The organism is Mycobacterium sp. ACS4054, from assembly GCF_001667275.1.
Classification (GTDB): Bacteria; Actinomycetota; Actinomycetes; order Mycobacteriales; family Mycobacteriaceae; genus Mycobacterium.
Genome location: NZ_LZHV01000035.1, coordinates 1 through 18,374, shown reverse-complemented (window position 1 = coordinate 18,374; position 18,374 = coordinate 1). Strand labels below are relative to the sequence as shown.

General features: G+C 68.4%; 19 protein-coding genes. 13 read left to right on the top strand and 6 right to left on the bottom strand.

What is annotated here, in order from left to right; translation table 11 throughout:
* Positions 1-11: 11 nt before the first annotated feature.
* Positions 12-2,024: a phosphotransferase gene (locus A5730_RS07700; RefSeq protein ID WP_067897832.1), complete on the top strand. Its 2,013-nt coding sequence runs from the start codon at positions 12-14 to the stop codon at positions 2,022-2,024.
* On the top strand, positions 1,991-2,527 hold the full coding sequence (locus A5730_RS07695) for a gluconokinase (RefSeq protein WP_369829859.1): 537 nt from the start codon (positions 1,991-1,993) through the stop codon (positions 2,525-2,527). The genes A5730_RS07700 and A5730_RS07695 overlap by 34 nt, the downstream gene beginning before the upstream one ends.
* On the opposite strand, the gene A5730_RS07690 is transcribed toward A5730_RS07695, so the two are convergent.
* Positions 2,499-3,455 (bottom strand): DoxX family protein, encoded by a 957-nt coding sequence (locus tag A5730_RS07690; RefSeq protein WP_055404999.1) that lies wholly within the window; start codon positions 3,453-3,455, stop codon positions 2,499-2,501. The genes A5730_RS07695 and A5730_RS07690 overlap by 29 nt on opposite strands.
* Before the next feature lie 95 nt (positions 3,456-3,550).
* Between A5730_RS07690 and pncA the strand changes: the two genes are divergently transcribed.
* A complete protein-coding gene (pncA, locus tag A5730_RS07685) occupies positions 3,551-4,111 on the top strand; it encodes a pyrazinamidase PncA (RefSeq protein WP_156745726.1) in 561 nt (186 codons plus the stop codon).
* Complete coding sequence (locus tag A5730_RS07680; protein WP_067897986.1) at positions 4,105-4,905, top strand: ketosteroid isomerase family protein; 801 nt, start codon at positions 4,105-4,107, stop codon at positions 4,903-4,905. The genes pncA and A5730_RS07680 overlap by 7 nt, the downstream gene beginning before the upstream one ends.
* Positions 4,906-4,911: 6 nt before the next feature.
* Here the strand turns inward: A5730_RS07680 and A5730_RS07675 are convergent, their stop codons facing one another.
* A complete protein-coding gene (locus A5730_RS07675; protein ID WP_067897824.1) occupies positions 4,912-5,262 on the bottom strand; it encodes a DoxX family protein in 351 nt (116 codons plus the stop codon).
* A 159-nt stretch (positions 5,263-5,421) separates the two neighbouring features.
* Between A5730_RS07675 and A5730_RS07670 the strand changes: the two genes are divergently transcribed.
* Genes A5730_RS07670 through A5730_RS07645 form a run of 6 tightly spaced genes read left to right on the top strand, consistent with a single transcriptional unit; the run spans position 5,422 to position 11,566 of the window.
* Entirely contained in the window at positions 5,422-6,417 is a 996-nt protein-coding gene (locus A5730_RS07670; RefSeq protein WP_067897821.1) for a sigma-70 family RNA polymerase sigma factor, read from the top strand.
* Positions 6,407-7,729 (top strand): sugar ABC transporter substrate-binding protein, encoded by a 1,323-nt coding sequence (locus A5730_RS07665; RefSeq protein ID WP_067897819.1) that lies wholly within the window; start codon positions 6,407-6,409, stop codon positions 7,727-7,729. The genes A5730_RS07670 and A5730_RS07665 overlap by 11 nt, the downstream gene beginning before the upstream one ends.
* A complete protein-coding gene (locus A5730_RS07660; protein WP_067897816.1) occupies positions 7,726-8,685 on the top strand; it encodes a carbohydrate ABC transporter permease in 960 nt (319 codons plus the stop codon). Before A5730_RS07665 ends, A5730_RS07660 begins: the two co-directional genes overlap by 4 nt.
* 22 nt (positions 8,686-8,707) lie before the next feature.
* Positions 8,708-9,514, top strand: coding sequence for a carbohydrate ABC transporter permease (locus tag A5730_RS07655; RefSeq protein WP_067815769.1), 807 nt, complete (start codon positions 8,708-8,710; stop codon positions 9,512-9,514).
* 3 nt (positions 9,515-9,517) lie between these two features.
* The gene (locus A5730_RS07650) at positions 9,518-10,588 is read left to right on the top strand and encodes an ABC transporter ATP-binding protein (protein WP_067815766.1); all 1,071 of its coding nucleotides are present in this window, start codon (positions 9,518-9,520) and stop codon (positions 10,586-10,588) included.
* 12 nt (positions 10,589-10,600) lie between these two features.
* Positions 10,601-11,566 carry a patatin-like phospholipase family protein gene (locus A5730_RS07645; protein WP_067897813.1) on the top strand — a complete coding sequence of 322 codons (966 nt, stop codon included), beginning with the start codon at positions 10,601-10,603 and terminating at the stop codon, positions 11,564-11,566.
* 24 nt (positions 11,567-11,590) lie between these two features.
* On the opposite strand, the gene A5730_RS07640 is transcribed toward A5730_RS07645, so the two are convergent.
* On the bottom strand, positions 11,591-11,878 hold the full coding sequence (locus tag A5730_RS07640) for a DUF3349 domain-containing protein (RefSeq protein WP_055405008.1): 288 nt from the start codon (positions 11,876-11,878) through the stop codon (positions 11,591-11,593).
* A gap of 219 nt (positions 11,879-12,097) precedes the next feature.
* On the opposite strand from A5730_RS07640, the gene A5730_RS07635 reads away from it, so the two are divergent.
* The gene (locus A5730_RS07635; RefSeq protein WP_067897810.1) at positions 12,098-12,934 is read left to right on the top strand and encodes a DUF3097 family protein; all 837 of its coding nucleotides are present in this window, start codon (positions 12,098-12,100) and stop codon (positions 12,932-12,934) included.
* A 126-nt stretch (positions 12,935-13,060) separates the two neighbouring features.
* Positions 13,061-13,960, top strand: a complete 900-nt coding sequence (locus A5730_RS07630) for a universal stress protein (RefSeq protein ID WP_067897806.1) — start codon at positions 13,061-13,063, stop codon at positions 13,958-13,960.
* Here A5730_RS07630 and A5730_RS07625 read toward each other — a convergent pair.
* From A5730_RS07625 to A5730_RS07615, 3 genes are read right to left on the bottom strand one after another with little or no spacing between them, the layout of a single operon-like run.
* Entirely contained in the window at positions 13,852-15,474 is a 1,623-nt protein-coding gene (locus tag A5730_RS07625) for a bifunctional 3-(3-hydroxy-phenyl)propionate/3-hydroxycinnamic acid hydroxylase (protein WP_082946748.1), read from the bottom strand. The two genes, A5730_RS07630 and A5730_RS07625, sit on opposite strands and share 109 nt — an antisense overlap.
* Before the next feature lie 2 nt (positions 15,475-15,476).
* The gene (locus A5730_RS07620) at positions 15,477-16,427 is read right to left on the bottom strand and encodes a fumarylacetoacetate hydrolase family protein (protein ID WP_067897800.1); all 951 of its coding nucleotides are present in this window, start codon (positions 16,425-16,427) and stop codon (positions 15,477-15,479) included.
* Positions 16,424-17,554, bottom strand: a complete 1,131-nt coding sequence (locus A5730_RS07615; protein WP_067897797.1) for a VOC family protein — start codon at positions 17,552-17,554, stop codon at positions 16,424-16,426. The genes A5730_RS07620 and A5730_RS07615 overlap by 4 nt, the downstream gene beginning before the upstream one ends.
* Positions 17,555-17,651: 97 nt before the next feature.
* Between A5730_RS07615 and A5730_RS07610 the strand changes: the two genes are divergently transcribed.
* Positions 17,652-18,296, top strand: coding sequence for a TetR/AcrR family transcriptional regulator (locus A5730_RS07610; RefSeq protein ID WP_067897793.1), 645 nt, complete (start codon positions 17,652-17,654; stop codon positions 18,294-18,296).
* Positions 18,297-18,374: the final 78 nt, after the last annotated feature.

Sequence of the window (18,374 nt, the reverse complement as noted above, 5' to 3'; positions counted from 1 at the left end):
CGCTGACCCTCATGCATGCCGAGACCGAACAAATCATCGAACGACCCGGGGACCTCACCGCCGCATGGTTGTCGGCGGCGATCGGCGCCGGAGATGTCGACGACTTCTCCGTGGAGCGCATCGGCACCGGACAGATGAGCGAGTGCTACCGCGTGCGGCTCAACTACGCCGGCGGCGCGGCGACCCCCGACCGGCCCGGGTCGGTGGTGCTCAAGGTGGCGGCCACCGACCCGGTGAGTCGCCAAACGGGGTTGGCTCTCGGCCTTTACGAGCGGGAGGTGCGCTTCTACGGCGACATAGCGCCCCGACTCGGCGGGCCCATAGCGCCCTGCTACCACGCCGCCGTCGACACCTCGACGGGCGCGTTCGATCTGCTGCTTGGCGATGCCGGGCCGGCGGTCGTCGGGGACGAAATCGCCGGCGCGACAAGCGAACAGGCTCGCCTGGCCGTCGTGGAGTTGGGACGGCTGCACGGCCCGTTGCTCGGCGACACCACGCTGGCCGAGGCGCCGTGGTTGAACCGTGAATCGCCGCTCAATCAGGCGATGATCGGGCCGCTGTACGCCGGTTTCATCGACCGCTACGGCGACCAGATCGCGCCGGAGCACCGCATGGTTTGCGAACGCCTGGTGGCGTCTTTCGACGGTTATCTGGCCGCCGAATCGGCGCCGGACCGCGTCCAGGGCCTGATGCATGGCGACTACCGACTGGACAACCTGTTGTTCGGCACCGCCGGCGCCGACCGGCCGTTGACGGTCGTCGACTGGCAGACCGTTTCCTGGGGGCCGGCCCTGACCGACCTGTCCTATTTTCTCGGCTGTGCGCTGCCGACGCCGGATCGGCGGGAGCAGTACGAGGCGCTGTTGCGGGCGTACCACGAGGCGTTGGGGCCGCAAACACTCCTCACGCTGGGCGACGTCACCGAAGGTGTTCGCCGGCAGGCCTTTTTCGGCGTGATGATGGCGATCGTCTCCTCGATGCTGGTGGAGCGCACCGAGCGCGGCGACCGGATGTTCATGACGATGCTGCAACGGCATTGCGATCATGTGCTCGACGCGGATGCGTTGGCGACGCTGCCCGCCGCCCAGACACCCGAACCCTTGCGGCCCTCGGAGGAGGACGAACTCGCGCACGCTCCGACCGCCGAACCGCTGTGGAGCGAGAGCTGGTACGCCGACTTCGCCGATGCGGCACAGGGATTGGGCGGCTGGTTCCGCCTCGGCCTGGTCGCCAACGAGCGGACGGCGTGGGTGCACGCGCTGCTGTGCGGGCCCGACCTGCCGACCGTCGCCCTCGATGCGCAAGTGCTGCTGCCGGCCGACCCGTGGGAATTGCGCACCGACTCCTTCGAACTCGGCCACTCTGCGCCCGCGCCGCTGCAGACCTATCGCGTCGACATCCGGGCCCGGGCGCACGCTTACCCCGACCCGTCGGCGTTGTTGCGCGGGGAGCCGGGCACCGGAGTCGAGATGACGATGAACCTGGTCTGGACCACCGACGGCGTGCCCTACAAGTACCGCTTGACGACGCGATATGAAATTCCGTGCACGGTGTCGGGCACGGTCACCGTCGATGACGCCGCCTATCGCTTCGAGTCCGTGCCCGGCCAGCGCGACCACTCCTGGGGCGTACGCGACTGGTGGAGCATGGACTGGATTTGGAGCGCGCTGCACCTCGACGACGGCACCCACCTGCACGGCGTGAACATCCGAATCCCCGGCGCACCGACCTTCAGCATCGGCTACTCCCAGGACGCCGATGGGGCGCTCACCGAGCTGCAGACGGTGGATTCACGGGAATCCTTCGGCGCCAACGGGTTACCGCTGGGCACCACTTTGACCCTCAACCCGGGCGGACTCACCGCGGAGGTCGAGGTGCGCGGGCACGCACCCGTGCTGCTGACGGCCACCGACGGGCGGGTCAGCCAGTTCCCGCGGGCCTGGGCCACCGTCAAGACGGCCGACGGCCGGGACGGGGCCGGCTGGGTGGAATGGAACCGCAACCTCGCCGGAAAGGCCGAGTGAACGCAGCGTCACCGGTCGTGGTGATGGGCGTTTCGGGATCGGGCAAGTCGACGGTGGGGATGGCGCTCGCGCGGCGCCTGCGGGTCCCCTTCGTGGACGCCGACACGCTGCACCCGCGGGCCAACATCGCCAAGATGGCCGCCGGTGAACCCCTGGACGACGACGACCGACGCCCCTGGCTGGACAAGGTCGGCGAGTGGTTGGCGAGCCACCGCGACGGCTCAGTGGCGAGTTGCTCGGCGCTCAAACGCAGCTATCGCGACCAGTTGCGCGCGCACTGCCCGCAGGTCGAATTCCTCCACCTCGCCGGCACACCGGAACTGATCGGCGCCCGGCTGGCCGCCAGGACCGGTCACTTCATGCCCGCGACGCTACTGAGCTCACAGTTCGGCGCCCTGGAGCCGCTCGGCACCGACGAGTCCGGCGCCACCGTCGACGTCGGCCAGGACGTCGAGGCGATCGTCGACGAGTACCTCAGGAAAGCTTGCGACGGCCGGCCTTGACCTGCTCGTTGAGCCGGTCGCGCGCGGTGTCCGCCAGGTAGCCGCCGCGTGCGCGGGCCGTGTCGGCGAGGTAGCCGCCCCGCGCCCGAGCGGTTTCGGCGAGGTCCTCGCCGCGATCCAAGGCCGTGCTCGCCAGATCCTCACCGCGCTTGCGCGCCTTCTTCGCCAGCTTCTCACTGCGCTTACGGGCCTTCTTGGCCAGCGGCGCGGCCCAATCGGCGGCGTCGTCGGCGAGTTCCTCGCCGCGCTTGCGCGCCTTCTTCGCCAGCGGCTTGCTTCGCTCGGCGGCCGTGCTGGCGAATTCACGGCCGCGTTCGAGCGCCGCCTCGGCGTAGGGTGCGCCGCGTTCGGCGGCGGTGCTGGCCAGTTCGCGGCCGCGTTCGGCGCCGATCTGCAGGCCGTGCACGATCTTCTCGCCCAACTCCGAGAAGTCGGTGTCGTCGTCCGAGCCCGGCAGCGCCGACGACACACGCTCGGAGAGCCGCTCGGCCGCCCGGCGGCCACGCCAGCCGAGCGACGGCTTGCCCGCGGTGTCGGCGGACGCGATCAGCAGCCCGCCCACCAGGCTGAGGTCGGTGAGGAACTGTTGGCGCTTCTGGGCCTTCGCCTGCGGATCGCTCTCGTTCCAGAAGGAGTGTGCCCCGAGGTTGGCCGGCAGCACCGTGACCGCGAGCGCGGCCGACGCCACGCGCGGCAGTTTGCCGGTGGCAAGCAGCAGGCCGCCGCCGATCTGAACGGCCGCGTTGATTTGGGCGAACGTCTCGGGGTCGCTCGGGATGTTGCCGCTGACCGAATTCGGCAGCGCCTGCAAACCGTCCACCGCGGGCGCGGCGGCGGCCGCGGCCGATTTGGGATTGAGCAGGGAATTGACTCCCTGGCCGATGAAAGCCACTGAAAGCAACGGGCGCGCGATTCTCCGGATGACCATGGGCGGTGGATTACCCGACTGGTTGGCGGACAAACCGCTCACCCCATAAGCCCAGCGCAACCGCCGTCATGGGCGACACCGATAGGGTGGATCGGGTGAGGGCGTTGATCATCGTCGACGTGCAAAACGACTTCTGCGAGGGCGGCTCGCTGCCGGTGACCGGCGGCGCCGCCGTGGCGCCCGCCATCAACGACTATCTGGCCGGCGAGCAGGGCTACCAGCATGTGGTAGCAACCCAGGACTTTCACATCCAGCCGGGCGAGCATTTCTCCGACCGGCCGGATTACTCGTCGTCGTGGCCGCCGCACTGCATCGCCGGAAGCCCCGGCGCCGACTTCCGGCCCGACCTCGACACCAGCCGCATCGAGGCGGTCTTCCGCAAGGGGGACTATTCCGCGGCATACAGCGGCTTCGAAGGCGTCGATCCCACCGGCACCCCGCTGCTGGACTGGTTGCGGCAGCGCGGGGTCGACCAGGTGGATGTGGTCGGCATCGCCACCGACCAGTGCGTGCGGCGGACGGCGGAGGACGCCGCGCGGGCGGGCCTGCACACCAGGGTGCTGGTGGACCTGACCGCGGCCGTCGGCGCGGATTCGGGCGCGGCGGCGTTGGCGGAGATGCGGTCCGCGGGCATCGAACTGGTCGGCGGATCGTGAGCGAGCTGACACGGGAACAACTCCTCGCCGCCGTCGAACGCTCACCGCGGGCCGCCGCCGCGCATGATCGCGCCGGATGGGTGGCGCTGTTCACCGATGACGGCCGCGTCGAGGATCCGGTCGGGTCGCGGCCGCACATCGGGCACGAGGCGATCGGCCGCTTCTATGACACCTTCATCGGTCCCCGTGACATCACGTTCCACCGCGACCTCGACATCGTCGTCGGCACCGTCGCCCTGCGCGACCTCGAGCTCGAGGTCGCCATGGGCCCCGCCGTCACGATGCGCATTCCGGCAGTCCTGCGATACGACCTGCGAAACATCAACGGCGAGTGGCGCATTGGCGAACTGCGGGCCTATTGGGAACTGCCCGCGATGATGCTGCAATTCTTGCGAACCGGGGCGCGCGCCGTCTCGCCCGGGCTGCAGCTGTCGCGGGGCCTGCTGATCAATCAGCGGCTGCGTGGCACGGCCGGCTTCCTGGCCGGATTCCGGCGAGCGGGTGCGCGGCACCGCAAACGGGTGCAGACGTTCCTGGGGGCGGCCGCGCGGGGAGACCCGGCGGTCGCCGGGGGCGCGTTATCGCCAAGCGCCACAATAACTCTCGGCGACCACGACGCGCTCGGCCTTGGTGGGCTGGTGGAGCGACTGGACGGCGCACGGGCCACCAAGGTAGTCGGCGCGGGCCCCACGGTCACCGTCTCGGTCGACTCCGGCCATGCGCGCGGGATCCTGTTCGCCGACATGGCCTCGCGGGGCGACGCCATCCGACGGATCCGGTATTTCCCCGCCTGACCGCGATCAACGCAGCAGCGCCAGCGCCAGCGCCGCGACCGACATGCCCAGGTATGCCAACGGAAACGCGATGTTGTAAAGGACGCCGGCCCTCAGGTGCGTCACCACGGCGCCGACGAAGAACAGCACCAGGCCGGTGGCGGCCGCGACGCCCAACATCGGCGGGCCCACCAGGCCCACGACCAGCCCGGCCGCGCCGGCCAGTTTGACCATCGCCAGCGCCGGCAGCCACGACCGCGGCACCCCGACTTCGGCCGAGTTCGCCAGGACGAACTGCGCCGGGACGAGGTCGGCGACGGCGACGCCGGCGGTGCCGGCGGCGGTCAACAGCGTGACCAGAACGTATGCGGTGTTCATCTGCGGCAAGCCCTTGCCGGACAGCCGGTTTTGCGGTGGCGGGCCGGATGGTCGCCGCGGCGCACAATCGTTAAGGTCATGGTGCTGGCCTCCTTTGCAACAGAGAGCTCGATGGTTGCGGTCAATCTCTTGACGGCTTCTGTGCGGAAAAGGTGACCCATGAGCGCCCCGAAGAACCTGACCGATCTCGCGCAGCGTTTCGACGCGGACCGCCGACACCTGAGGTCGGTCGCTTTCCAGCTGCTGGGCTCGGCGGCCGACGCGGACGACGCGGTTCAGTCGGCATGGCTGAAGGCCAGCCGCGCCGACTTCGGCGCCGTCGACAACCTCACCGGCTGGTTCACGACGATCACCGCCCGCGAAGCCCTCGACCAGCTGCGGAGTCGCAAGAGGCGCGCCGAACAGCCGTTGGCCGACGCCGACGAACTGGACCGACTGGCCGCGGCCCCGTCGGCACCGGCGGACGAGGAAACGCTGTTGACGGAGTCGGTGAGCAATGCGCTGCTGGTGGTGCTCGACCGGCTCTCGCCGGCGCAGCGCGTCGCGTTCGTGCTGCATGACGTGTTCGCGGTGCCGTTCGAAAACATCGCCGGCCTGCTGGACCGGTCGCCGGAAGCCGCCAAGAAGCTGGCAAGCCGGGCGCGTGGGCGGCTGCAAGCCGATCCGCGCGAAAAACCCGGGCGCGTGACCAAGCACCTCGAGATCGTGGAGGCGTTTCTCGCGGCGTCGCGCGGTGGCGACATCGGCTGCCTGCTCGAGCTGCTGGCTCCGGACGCGCTGCGCACCGTCGAGGAGGCGCTGGTTCCCGACGGCGTGCCGACCGAGCTGCGCGGGGCCACGCAGGTCGCGGAGGAAACCCGCCGATTCGCCCAGCGGGCCCGCGCCGGTGTGGTGATGCTCATCGACGGGGTGCCGGGCATCGTCCTGGCGCCGCATGGACGCGCTGAGGCGATGTTGCTGATCGCCATCGGGACCGATGACCGCATCCACGCGATCGACATCACCGGGGATCCCGACCGCGTCGGACGGGCTGCGTTGACGCTGCCGCGCTGGCCGGTCCAGCAACATCACAGCCGCATCGGGTACCAAGGACATCAGACACCGCCGGCCGTGCGGCCGGCAACGGGGCGAGAACGGGAGCGCCATGCTCGATAAGCCGTTCGCGCGGCGCGGCGTGCTGCGCGGTGCCGGCGCACTCGCCGCGGCATCGCTGGTGCCGTGGAGCGGCGGCTGCGCTCCCGAAGAGGACGCGTTGACGTTCTTCTTCGCGGCCAACCCCGACGAACGCGACGCCAGGATCCGCATCGTCGACGAGTTTGCCCGCCGTCACCCGGACATCAAGGTTCGCCCGGTGCTGTCGGCCCCGGGCGTGATGCAGCAACTGTCGACGTTCTGTGCCGGTGGCAAGTGCCCGGACGTGCTGATGGCGTGGGACCTCACCTACGCCGAGTTGGCCGCCCGGGGCGTGCTGCTGGACCTCAACACCATGCTGGCGCGCGATCCGGGGTTCGCGGCCGAACTGAAGGCGGACGGCATCGGGTCGCTGTATGACGCCTTCACCTTCGAGGGCGGTCAATACGCCTTCCCGGAGCAGTGGTCCGGAAACTACCTCTTCTACAACAAGCGGTTGTTCGCCGACGCCGGGGTGCCGCCCCCGCCCGGCACGTGGGAGCGGCCGTGGTCCTTCACGGACTTCCTGAACGCCGCCACCGCCCTGACCAAGCGGGATCGTTCCGGACGGGTTACCCAGTGGGGCTTCGTGAACATGTGGTTCTCGTACTATTCGGCGGGGTTGTTCGCCATGAACAACGGGGTGCCCTGGTCCACGCCGCTGAAGAACCCGACCCATTTCAACTTCGACAACGACGGTTTCATCGAGGCGGTGCAGTTCTACGCCGACCTGGCCCACAAACACAAGGTCGCGCCCAATGCGTCCGAGGTGCAGTCCATGTCCACCCCCGACCTGTTCGCGACCGGCAGGGCGGCGATGGCCATGGGCGGGCACTGGCGATACCAGACGTTCATCCGGGCCGACGGCCTGGATTTCGATGTCGCCTCGCTGCCGGTCGGGCCGCGGCGACAGGGGCAACCCGCCCATTCCGACATCGGTTCCACCGGACTGGCCATCTCCGCGAGCAGCCAACGCAAAGACGAGGCATGGGAATTCGTCAAATTCGCGACCGGGCCCGTCGGCCAGGCGCTGATCGGTGAGTCCAGCCTTTTCGTTCCGGTGCTGCATTCCGCGCTCGACTCGCCAAGGTTCGCCAAGGCCCACCGCAACATCGGCAACCTCGGCGTGCTCACGCAGGGACCCGCGTACTCCGAAGGGTTACCGGTCACCCCGGCGTGGGAGAAGATCGTCGCCTTGATGGACCGCAGCTTCGGACCCGTCCTGCGCGGATCACGGCCCGCGACGTCCCTGGCCGGTCTGTCGCCCGCCATCGACGAGGTGCTGCGCAACCCATGACATCGGTCGACACCGCCCCGGCGCCCGGGGCAGCCAGCCGCAACGCTGCCGGGGGAGCGGGCCCGTGGCGACGGCGCGCCTGGGCCGGCCGCCTTTTCGTGGCGCCGAACCTGGCCGCCGTCGCGGTGTTCATGCTGTTTCCCCTGGGTTTCTCGCTGTACATGAGCTTTCAGCGGTGGGACGTCTTCACGCCGCCGAAGTTCGTGGGCCTGAAGAACTTCCAAGAGCTGTTCACCTCGGACCCGCTCTTCCTGATCGCCATCCGCAACACCGTCATCTTCACCCTCGGAACGGTCGTGCCGACCATCGTCGTCAGCCTGGTGGTTGCCGGCGTGCTGAACCGTAAGGTCAGGGGCATCGGCGTTTTCCGCACCATCGTCTTTCTGCCGCTGGCGATCTCGTCGGTGGTGATGGCGGTCGTATGGCAGTTCGTGTTCAACACCGACAACGGGCTGCTCAACATCATGCTGGGCTGGGTGGGAATCGGCCCGGTCCCGTGGCTGGTCGAACCCCATTGGGCGATGGCCTCGCTGTGCGTCGTCAGCGTCTGGCGCAGCGTGCCGTTCGCCACGGTCATCCTGCTGGCGGCGATGCAGGGGGTCCCCGAGACGGTTTACGAGGCCGCCCGGATAGACGGGGCGGGCGAGATACGTCAGTTCGTGTCCATCACGGTCCCGCTGATCCGTGGATCGATATCCTTTGTGTGCGTCATCTCGATCATCCACGCATTCCAGGCATTTGACATGGTTTACGTCCTCAACGGCGCGAACGGCGGCCCCGAAAGCGCCACGTACGTCCTGGGCATCATGCTGTTCCAGCACGCCTTCTCGTTCCTGGAATTCGGGTACTCGTCGGCGCTGGCGTGGGTGATGTTCGCGATCTTGCTGGTGCTGACCGTGGTGCAGCTGCGGATCAGTCGCCGGCGGACCTGGGAGACATCTCGTGGCCTCAGCTGAGCGGTTGTTCACGCGCAACGCCATGCGTGGTGTGCTGGTCTACAGCGCGCTGATCGCCATCGCCTGGTGTTGGCTGTTTCCCATCGCCTGGGCGGTGTCCGGCTCGCTGAAGCGGGAAGGTGAGATCACCGAGCCGAGGCTGTTGCCGGCGCACCCGCGCTGGTCCAATTACGCCGAGGTGTTCTCGTTGCTGCCGTTCGCGCGCATGTTCTTCAACACCGTGCTGTACGCCGGCTGCGTGACCGCCGGCCAGGTCTTCTTCTGCTCGTTGGCCGGATACGCGTTCGCGCGGCTGCAATTTCGCGGGCGTGACACGCTGTTCGTGCTATACCTGGGCACGCTGATGGTGCCGCTGACCGTGACCGTGATCCCGCAGTTCATCCTGATGCGGACCGTCGGGTGGGTAGACACCCCGTGGTCGATGATCGTGCCGGGCCTGTTCGGCAGCGCGTTCGGCACCTACCTGATGCGTCAGTTCTTTCGGACGCTGCCCACCGACCTGGAGGAGGCGGCGATACTCGACGGTTGTTCGCCGTGGCAGATCTATTGGCGAATCCTGTTGCCGCACGCCCGTCCCGCGGTGATGGTGCTGGCGGTGCTCACCTGGGTCAACGTCTGGAACGACTTCCTGTGGCCGCTGCTGATGCTGCAGCGCAACAGCCTGGCCACGCTGACCCTCGGGTTGGTTCGGCTGCGGGGCGAGTATGTCGCGCGCTGGCCGATAATCATGGCCGCGTCGATGGTGATCATGTTGCCGTTGGTCATCATCTATGCGGTCGCGCAGCGCTCCTTTGTCAGGGGCATCGCCGTCACGGGACTCAACGGTTAAGCCATGGCCTCGGTGACCTTCGAGCAAGCGACGCGCCGCTACCCCGGGACGGACCGTCCGGCCTTGGACAGCCTCGATTTGGAGGTCGGGGACGGCGAATTCGTTGTCCTGGTCGGCCCTTCGGGATGCGGGAAGACGACCTCGTTGCGGATGGTGGCCGGGCTGGAATCGCTGGACTCCGGGCGCATCCGGATCGGCGACCGCGACGTCACCACCGTCGATCCCAAGGACCGCGATGTCGCCATGGTCTTCCAGAACTATGCCCTCTATCCGCACATGACGGTCGCGCAGAACATGGGCTTCGCCTTGAAGATCGCCAAGACGCCGAAGGCGCAGATCCGCGACCGCGTGCTGGACGCAGCGAAACTGCTTGACCTGCAGCCGTATCTGGACCGCAAACCCAAGGACCTCTCGGGTGGGCAACGCCAGCGGGTGGCGATGGGACGTGCGATCGTGCGCCGCCCGCAGGTCTTCCTGATGGACGAGCCGTTGTCGAACCTGGACGCCAAACTGCGCGTGCAGACCCGCAACCAGATCGCGGCACTGCAACGGCGCCTGGGAACCACGACCGTCTACGTCACCCACGACCAGGTCGAGGCGATGACCATGGGCGACCGCGTCGCCGTCCTGCGCGACGGCGTGCTGCAACAGTTCGCCGCGCCGCGTGAGCTGTACCGCAACCCGGTCAACGTCTTCGTCGCGGGCTTCATCGGATCGCCGGCGATGAATTTGTTCACCCTGCCGATCATCGATTCCGCTGTGTCGTTGGGGGATTGGCGCATCCCGCTGCCGCGCGACCTCGCCGGCAGCGCGAGCGAAGTCGTCGTCGGGGTCCGCCCCGAACACTTCGAGCTGGGCGGGCTGGGAGTCGAGATGGAGGTCGACGTGGTCGAGGAGCTCGGCGCGGACGCCTACGTGTATGGCCGAATCACCGGCTCCGGCAAGGTCATCGACCAACCCGTCGTTGCGCGCGCCGACGGCCGACGGCCCCCCGAAAAGGGCAGCCGGGTGCGGTTACATCCAGAGCCGGGGCATTTGCACTTCTTCGGTGTGGATGGCCGGCGAATCGGTTGAGGGGGTAGGGCCATGAGCGTGAGCCGCGCCGATCTGGTGTGTGAAGGTGGCGGTGTCCGGGGGATCGGCCTGGTCGGCGCGGTCGACGCGCTGGCCGACGCCGGTTACCGGTTTCCCCGCGTCGCGGGCAGCAGCGCGGGCGCGGTCGTGGCGTCGCTGGTCGCGGCGCTGCAGGTCGCGGGTGAACCGCTGACCCGGCTCGCGGAAGTGATGCGGTCCATCGACTACCGAAAGTTCCTGGACCGCAATTTGATCGGACACGTGCCGCTGATCGGTGGGGGACTGTCGCTGCTGGTGTCCGACGGGGTCTACCGCGGCGCCTACTTGGAACGGCTGCTAGCCGGTCTGCTCGCGGACTTGGGAGTCCGGACGTTCGGCGATCTTCGCACGGGCGAGGAACCTGACCAGTTCGCCTGGTCGCTCGTGGTGACGGCCAGCGACCTGTCCCGGCGCCGGCTGGTGCGCATCCCGTGGGACCTCGGTTCCTACGGCATCGACCCCGACGACTTTCCGGTGGCCCGCGCGGTGCACGCTTCATCGGCGATTCCCTTTGTGTTCGAACCCGTCCGGGTCGGCAGCGCCACCTGGGTCGACGGTGGCTTGTTATCGGACTTTCCGGTGGAGCTTTTCGATCGCCCCGGCGCGCAGCCGCGATGGCCGACGTTCGGGATCCGGCTGTCGGCGCGGCCCGGCATCCCGCCGACCCACCCGGTTCATGGGCCGGTCTCGTTGGGCATCGCAGCGATCGAAACGCTGGTGAGCAATCAGGACAACGCCTATATCGACGACCCGTGCACCGTTCGGCGCACCATCTTCGTTCCCGCCGAGGACGTCAGCCCGATCGACTTCGACATCACCGCCGAGCAGCGCGACGGCCTCTACCAACGGGGACTGCAGGCGGGCCGGGATTTTCTGCGGACCTGGAGCTACCCGGATTACCTGGCGGCGTGCGGTGGCCCGTCGAAAGGCGCGCCGTAGCGGAGTCAGCGGCCGTGGCGGCGCTTATCCACGCGCGCAGCGGATCTCATTGAGGCGATGTTCGATGCGCGCGACGTCGGCCGGCAACGGCAACTGGTTGGTGACCCGGGTGATTTCCACGCCGATATCAATGCGGCTGATCGGCCAGAATTGCCGCCTCATGAGTTTGCTTGCGATGGCGGTGATCTCGTCGTTACACAGGCGCCGCCGAGCCAGGGCCGCCAGGGGGGCATATCCGGTCGTGGGCATGCCGGCGGGGTAACCGGCCCGCACGAAAGCCACGATGCTCGACACCCAAAGGGCCAGGTCCATAGTCCCACCTCGCTCACCGCCGCGTTGTAAGAATTAGCGGCAGCCTTACCGGTAGCAACGTACCATCGCCAACGCGATCAGCTCAGTAACGCCACACAGTTAAAACGCATTTTTTACACGCGGATTGCCGGGCGGCGGCACGCGCGATCTTCGCCACGATGCCGCTTTGCCGGGCGCGCCGTAACGGCGTTTGGCCGCAAGGCTTTCTAGGATTGCCGCGTGATTGATCGCTACGGAACCGATGTCCTCGCCGCGGGCCGGCGCAAGCCCCGTTCGACCGAGCAGCCGGCCGAACCGGGCCTGGTGGTCGAGGACGTCGAGACGGGGTACGTCGGTGCGGTGGTGCGGGTCGAGTACGGCCGGGTCGACCTGGAGGACCGGCGCGGACACGTGCGTGGTTTCCCTTTGGGCCCTGGGTATTTGATCGACGGTCGCCCGGTGATCCTTACCGCGCCGCGTCGCGCGGCGCCCACCGCCGCGGCGCGGACGGCGTCGGGTTCGGTCTCGGTGCCGGGCGCGCGCGCCCGCGTCGCCCGCGCCAGCCGGATTTACGTCGAGGGCCGTCACGACGCCGAGCTGATCGCGCAGGTGTGGGGTGAGGACCTGCGCATCGAGGGGGTCGTCGTCGAGCACCTCGGCGGCGTCGACGACCTGGTGGACATCGTCGCCGAGTTCGCCCCGGGTCCGGGGCGTCGGCTTGGTGTGCTCGTCGACCACCTGGTCGCGGGTTCGAAGGAGGCGCGGATCGCCGAGGCGGTGCGGCGCGGACCGGGCGGCGGTGACACCCTGGTGGTCGGCCACCCCTACGTCGACATCTGGCAGGCCGTAAAACCCCAGCGGCTGGGCCTGACGGCGTGGCCGGACGTGCCGCGACACATCGAGTGGAAGCACGGCGCGTGCCGGGCGCTCGGCCTGCCGCACGCCGGCCAGGCGGACATCGGCAGGGCCTGGCGGCATATCCGGTCGCGGGTGCGCGACTGGAACGACCTCGAGCCGGCACTGATCAGTCGGGTCGAGGAACTCATCGACTTCGTGACGGAGCTGACCGGCGGGTGACCATGGCGTTACGGCCGTCTTAACTCATCGACGACAAAGCCCTCCGTCCCGTTGGTTAGGGACTTAAGCCTCACGACCGGCGGCGTCGCGCGTCAATAGCGTCGCTGGTGATGGAGGGAGAACGAAATGTCAGCACCTGACCAACAGCGCGGCATCGTCGTCGCGGTCGACGGCTCGCCGGCATCGAATGCCGCCGCCACCTGGGCCGCCCACGAGGCGGCCCTGCGAAAGATTCCACTCACCGTCGTGCACGCGGTGACGACCCCCACCGCCACCTTTCCACCGGTCCCGTACCCCGAATCTCTCGTCGTGCGGCTGGAGGACGAGGGCAAGAAGGCGATCATGCACGCGATCAAGCTCGCCGAGGAGTCGCTGCCGGCGGATGCGAAGATCACCATCAACAGGGAACTCGTGTACTCCAGCCCGGCGCTGGCGCTGATCAAGATGTCCGACGAGGCGGCGATGGTCGTCGTGGGCACGGCCGGGCGGGGCCTGCTGGCCCGGGGCGTCCTCGGGTCGGTCAGTGCCACCGTGGTGCGGCACGCCAATTGTCCGGTCGCCGTCGTCCATGGCGCCGACGTCCCCGACCAACCGGAAGCGCCCAACGCTCCCGTCCTGCTGGGCGTCGACGGGTCGCCGGCTTCCGGGCTCGCTACCGCAATCGCGTTCGACGAGGCCTCCCGGCGCGGTGTCGATCTGGTGGCCCTGCACGCGTGGAGTGACATCGCGATAAGCGAACTCCCGGAAGCGGATTGGTCGTCACTGGAAGCGGAAGCTCATCGCAGCCTCGCCGAAAACCTGGCCGGCTGGCAGGAGCGCTATCCCGATGTGACCGTGCATCGGTTGGTCGTCCGGGACGGGCCGGCCCGTCAGCTCGCCGAACAGTCCAAGACCGCCCAGCTTCTCGTCGTCGGCAGTCACGGCCGGGGCGGGCTCTCGGGCATACTGCTGGGTTCGGTCAGCAACTCGGTCTTGCACTCGGTCCGCATCCCCGTGATCGTCGCCCGGCCGCCGGCGTCCGACTGATCCTTTCCGGCCGCAAGGGCGGTGGCCGCCCACCCACAGAGGGCGGCGAGATCCCGGCCGGCCCGCGCCACGGTCCGGTCGGGGCGCACCAGCGCGGCGCTGGCACGCCCGCGGCGCAGCCATGACCCCAGCGGGCTGTCGGCGTCGGCCACCAACACGGCGACATTTCGCCGCCGCAGCGCCGCCTCATCGGCCGCGGTGGGGCGGGCGGTGGTGATCAACGCGAAACCGGCGCCGAGCGCGTCATCCAAGCGAATTCCCTGGCCTACGCGCGGATTCGGGCACAGCGTGCCGGCGAGCCGGCGTGGTTGTCGGGACGCGCACACCCACGCGGAACGACGCAGCGCCGGCGTTTTCGAATCGACGACCTTCTCGCGGAGGCCAGGGATGAGCCGCAACCGCGGCAACACCGCCCGGCGCACCCCGTCGCCCAGGCGGCCACCGCCCGTCATCGCCCAGCCGATGCCCAGCGCCAACCGGATCATGGATCGGGCATGAGGCTTGCGTTCCCGCTCATAGGTTTCCAGCACGTCGGGCGCCAGGGTGCCGAGGTGGACTCCGGCGATCTTCCACGCGAGGTTGGCCGCGTCCCGCAGGCCCGCCCCCATGCCCTGGCCGATGAACGGGGGAGTGAGGTGCGCCGCGTCGCCGAGGAGAAACACGTTCCCACGGCGCCAGCGGTCGGCGATCTGGGCTCGGAAGGTGTACTCGGCGACCCGCAAGAGCGTCAGCGCGCTGGCGGGCACGGCGCTGGTCCATGGCATGATCAGCGGCCGCAGCCGCTCCAGGGCGCCGAAGTCGTTCGCGGTTTCGCCGGCCAGCAGCCGGAACTCCCACCGGTACCGGCCCGGCCCGATTCGCATGTAGGTGCCCGCGCGTTTCGGGTCGCACACCTGGTGCACCCCATCCCATTGGCCCAGGTCCGCGTCGCTGGCGATGTCGACCACCAGCCAGCGCTGCTCGAAGTTCAAATCCCGCATGGCCGAGCCGATCTTGGCGCGCACCAAGCTATTGGCGCCGTCGCAGCCGAGCAGGTAGTCGGCGTCGACGTGATGAACGCGGCCGTCGGAGCGGTCGGTGAAGGTGACCCGGATGTGTGTTCCGGCCGCCGTGATGTCGGTGACCTCGGCGTCCCCCCGGAGTCGGGCGTTGGGGTGGCGGTCGAGGTTGGTCCGCAGCAGGGCTTCCAGTTCCGGCTGGTCGAACATGTTGGCCTGCGGGAAGCCGTGCACACTGCCACCGGGGTCGCGGTTGAACTCGGCAAGCGTCCGAAACCGGTTGTCCACCAACCGCAGGCCCAGCGTCGGCCGCGATATCGCGGCGAATTCGTCGGCCAGCCCGAGGCGGGCGATGATTCGATAGATCTCGTCGTCCAGGTGCACCGCGCGCGGTTGCGGGTACACGCCGGGCCACCGGTCGAGCACCAGGCAGTGCACGCCGTACTGCGCCAGCAGCGTGGCGGCGGTGACGCCGGTCGGGCCGGCGCCGACGATGACGACGGGAACCCGGGTCATGGTCACGCGAATCGGATTGTGGTGCGCTGTGTTCCGAGGTCGATGGTTCCGTCGTCGGTGGCCACCGACGCCGCGACCACGTCACCGTCATGCAGGTATTTGGGATTGGCCTCCTGCCGCGAGAAGAACATCTTCCATTTGACGGCCGGCGGCAACAGGTTTCCGATGAGCTGCATGGGCTTCGCCGGGGCGCTCAGCGCGGTGCCCGCGGGAGTGCCGGTGAGGACCAGGTCCCCCGGGGCGAGTTCCTGGAACTGGGTGAGCGACTGCAGCGCCTCCAGCGGCCGGTACAGCATGTCGCCCTCGACGAGGGCGTTTTGCCGTTCGTGGCCATTGACACTCAGCCGCAGCCGAAGATCGCCGAAGCGCTTGAGTTCATCGGCGGTGAGCAGCACCAGCTCCGGGCCGACGGGTGTGAAGGTCGGATACGACTTGGCCTCGTAGAACTGGGTCTGCGGGAGTTGAATATCCCGCGCCGACACGTCGTTGGTGACGACCAACCCGGCGATGAATTCACCGAGGTTGGCGTCGGAGATGGTGGTGCCGACCGGGATCGGACGGCCGATCACCAACCCGATCTCCACTTCGTAGTCGAGAAAGCGGACGTGGCGGGGTTTGACGATGTCGTCGAACGGGCCGTTGATGGACGCCGAGGCCTTGCGGAAGAAGGTGAGCGGGATGGACGCCGGATCCATTCCGGCGTCTTTGACGTGCGACTCGAAGTTGGTCATCTGGGCGATGACCCGGCACGGTCGGGTGACCGGTGAAATCAGCGCGAGGGTATCGACCGCGACGAGATCGGTGCTGGCGGCGGCCCGTTCGATCGCGGCCCGGTCGGCCAGCAGCGCGGCGGTGCTGGTGGCCGCGGTCTCGATCCGGGCGGCGCCCTGGGCGGATTTGAGCCACCACGCATGGCCGGCTTCGGAGGCGGTGTGCAGCACGGAGAGGGTCATGAGGTGGGCACTTTCAGTAGGCCGATCAGGCGTTTGATATCGAACTCATTGTGCGCGCGCAGCGCTGCGATCATCGAAAGTAATTCTCCGGGAGCCGATTTCGCGTCGGCGCCGAGAAAATCCCTGGTGGCCGGCGGCCCCCACTGGGCCAGCCCGGATGCGGTGAAGGGCGCCCAGCCCGGGTCCAGCGTGTCATCGAACAGGTCGCCATCGGTGAAGTGTTCGAACAGGTAACCGTCGGGGTCGCGCCAGTAGTCGAAAATCTGGCTGCCCTGGATATGCCTGCCGATTCCCCAGGACCTGGAATAGCCTCGCGCGCCGAGGTATTCGCCGCCAGCGGCCAGCGCGTCGAGATCGCTGACCTGATACGCCGAATGGACGTAGCGGTTGGCCGGACCCAGGGCCATCGCCAGCGTGTGGTGATCGGCGGGTGTCGACCCCCGGTCGCACCGGATGAAGCTCATGGTCGGCCCCCGGTCGCGCTGACCGGGGAAGTACAGGAAATCGCTGACGATCATGCCCAGGTTGTCCAGGTACCAGTTCAGCGTCTCGAGGTACTTGGTCGACTGCAGCACCAGGTGGCCCAGGCGCTGCACTTGAGCGGGAACTCGTGGGGGACGCTGGCCGGTGTTGGTGCGCCGCACGTCGCGTCCGAAGTTGAAGTCGTGGACGGCCTGGCCCGGCAGTTCGGGGAGTTCGTGCATGCCGGCGACGACGCGGACGCGTATGCCGCTCGGGTCGGTCAGGTCGACCGAGCGCCCGCCGATGGTCTCCGGCAGCGGCCGAACGGGTGCGTCGGCGTGGGCCGCCAGCCGGAGCACGTCCGCCTCGTCGGACGCCCGGAACGCCGCCCCGGTGAAGCGGCTGCGCGGTCCGCGACGCACGATGACGCATGGCGCGCCGGCCCGGGTCCCGCGCAGTTGCAGTTCGTCGGGCCCGTGTTGCGCCGCGTGGAAGCCGAACGCCCGGGCGAACGCCTCGGCTCGCGACATATCCGGCCGCTCGAACTCCAACCACGCGATGTCGGCGACTTTGATCACCGGGTTGCGGGACCGGCCGGGATGCTCGCCGGGCCGCGCGCCCTGCTCGCTGTGCGCGTGGTCGCGCGCGTTCTTCGTCAGATCCATGACCACTCCCAAAGGTAACTGACGAAATCGTCACATACGAGACAACGTTCAGTCAAGAGTCTGACGGAATCTTCATTACTGATGCATACTGCTGGTCATGAGCGCGATGGCGGAGCCGGCCAACCGGCTGGAACGGCGCAAGCGGCGCACCCGGGCTGCGCTGGTCAAAGCGGCACAGCAACTGATCGCCGACGGCAAGGTCAACGTGCCCGTCCTCGAGATCACCCAGGCCGCCGACGTCGGGATGGGGTCCTTCTACAACCACTTCGACAGCAAGGAGCAGCTGTTCGAGGCCGCGGTGGCCGACGTGCTCGACGCCTACGGGTCGATGTTGGACCGGCTCACCGAGTCGATCGAGGACCCGGCCGAGACTTTCGCCACCAGCTTCCGGCTCACCGGCCGGCTCTTCCGGCGCAGGCCCCAGGAGAGCCAGATTCTACTGGCCAACGGAATGGAGTTGTTGACGTCGGAACGGGGCTTGGCTCCGCGGGCGCTGCGCGATATCAAAGCGGGCGTGGCCGCCGGGCGGTTCGACGTCGACGATCCCGAGTTGGCCCTCGCCATGGCCGGCGGCGCGCTGTTGGGCCTGGGAAACCTGTTGCGCCACCATCCGGATCGCGACGACGCGCACGCCGCCGACGTCGTCACCGAAAACGTGCTGCGGCTGTTCGGGCTCAGCGCCGCCGAAGCGCACGCGATCTGCCAACGGCCGCTGCCCGATGGCGGGCTTCTCGAGCCCTAGCTGTACTCGGCCAGCAGGTTGGTCACAGTCGGCTGGTGGGTGGTAGTCCGTTGAGTGCGCTGTGGCGGCGTTGAGTGT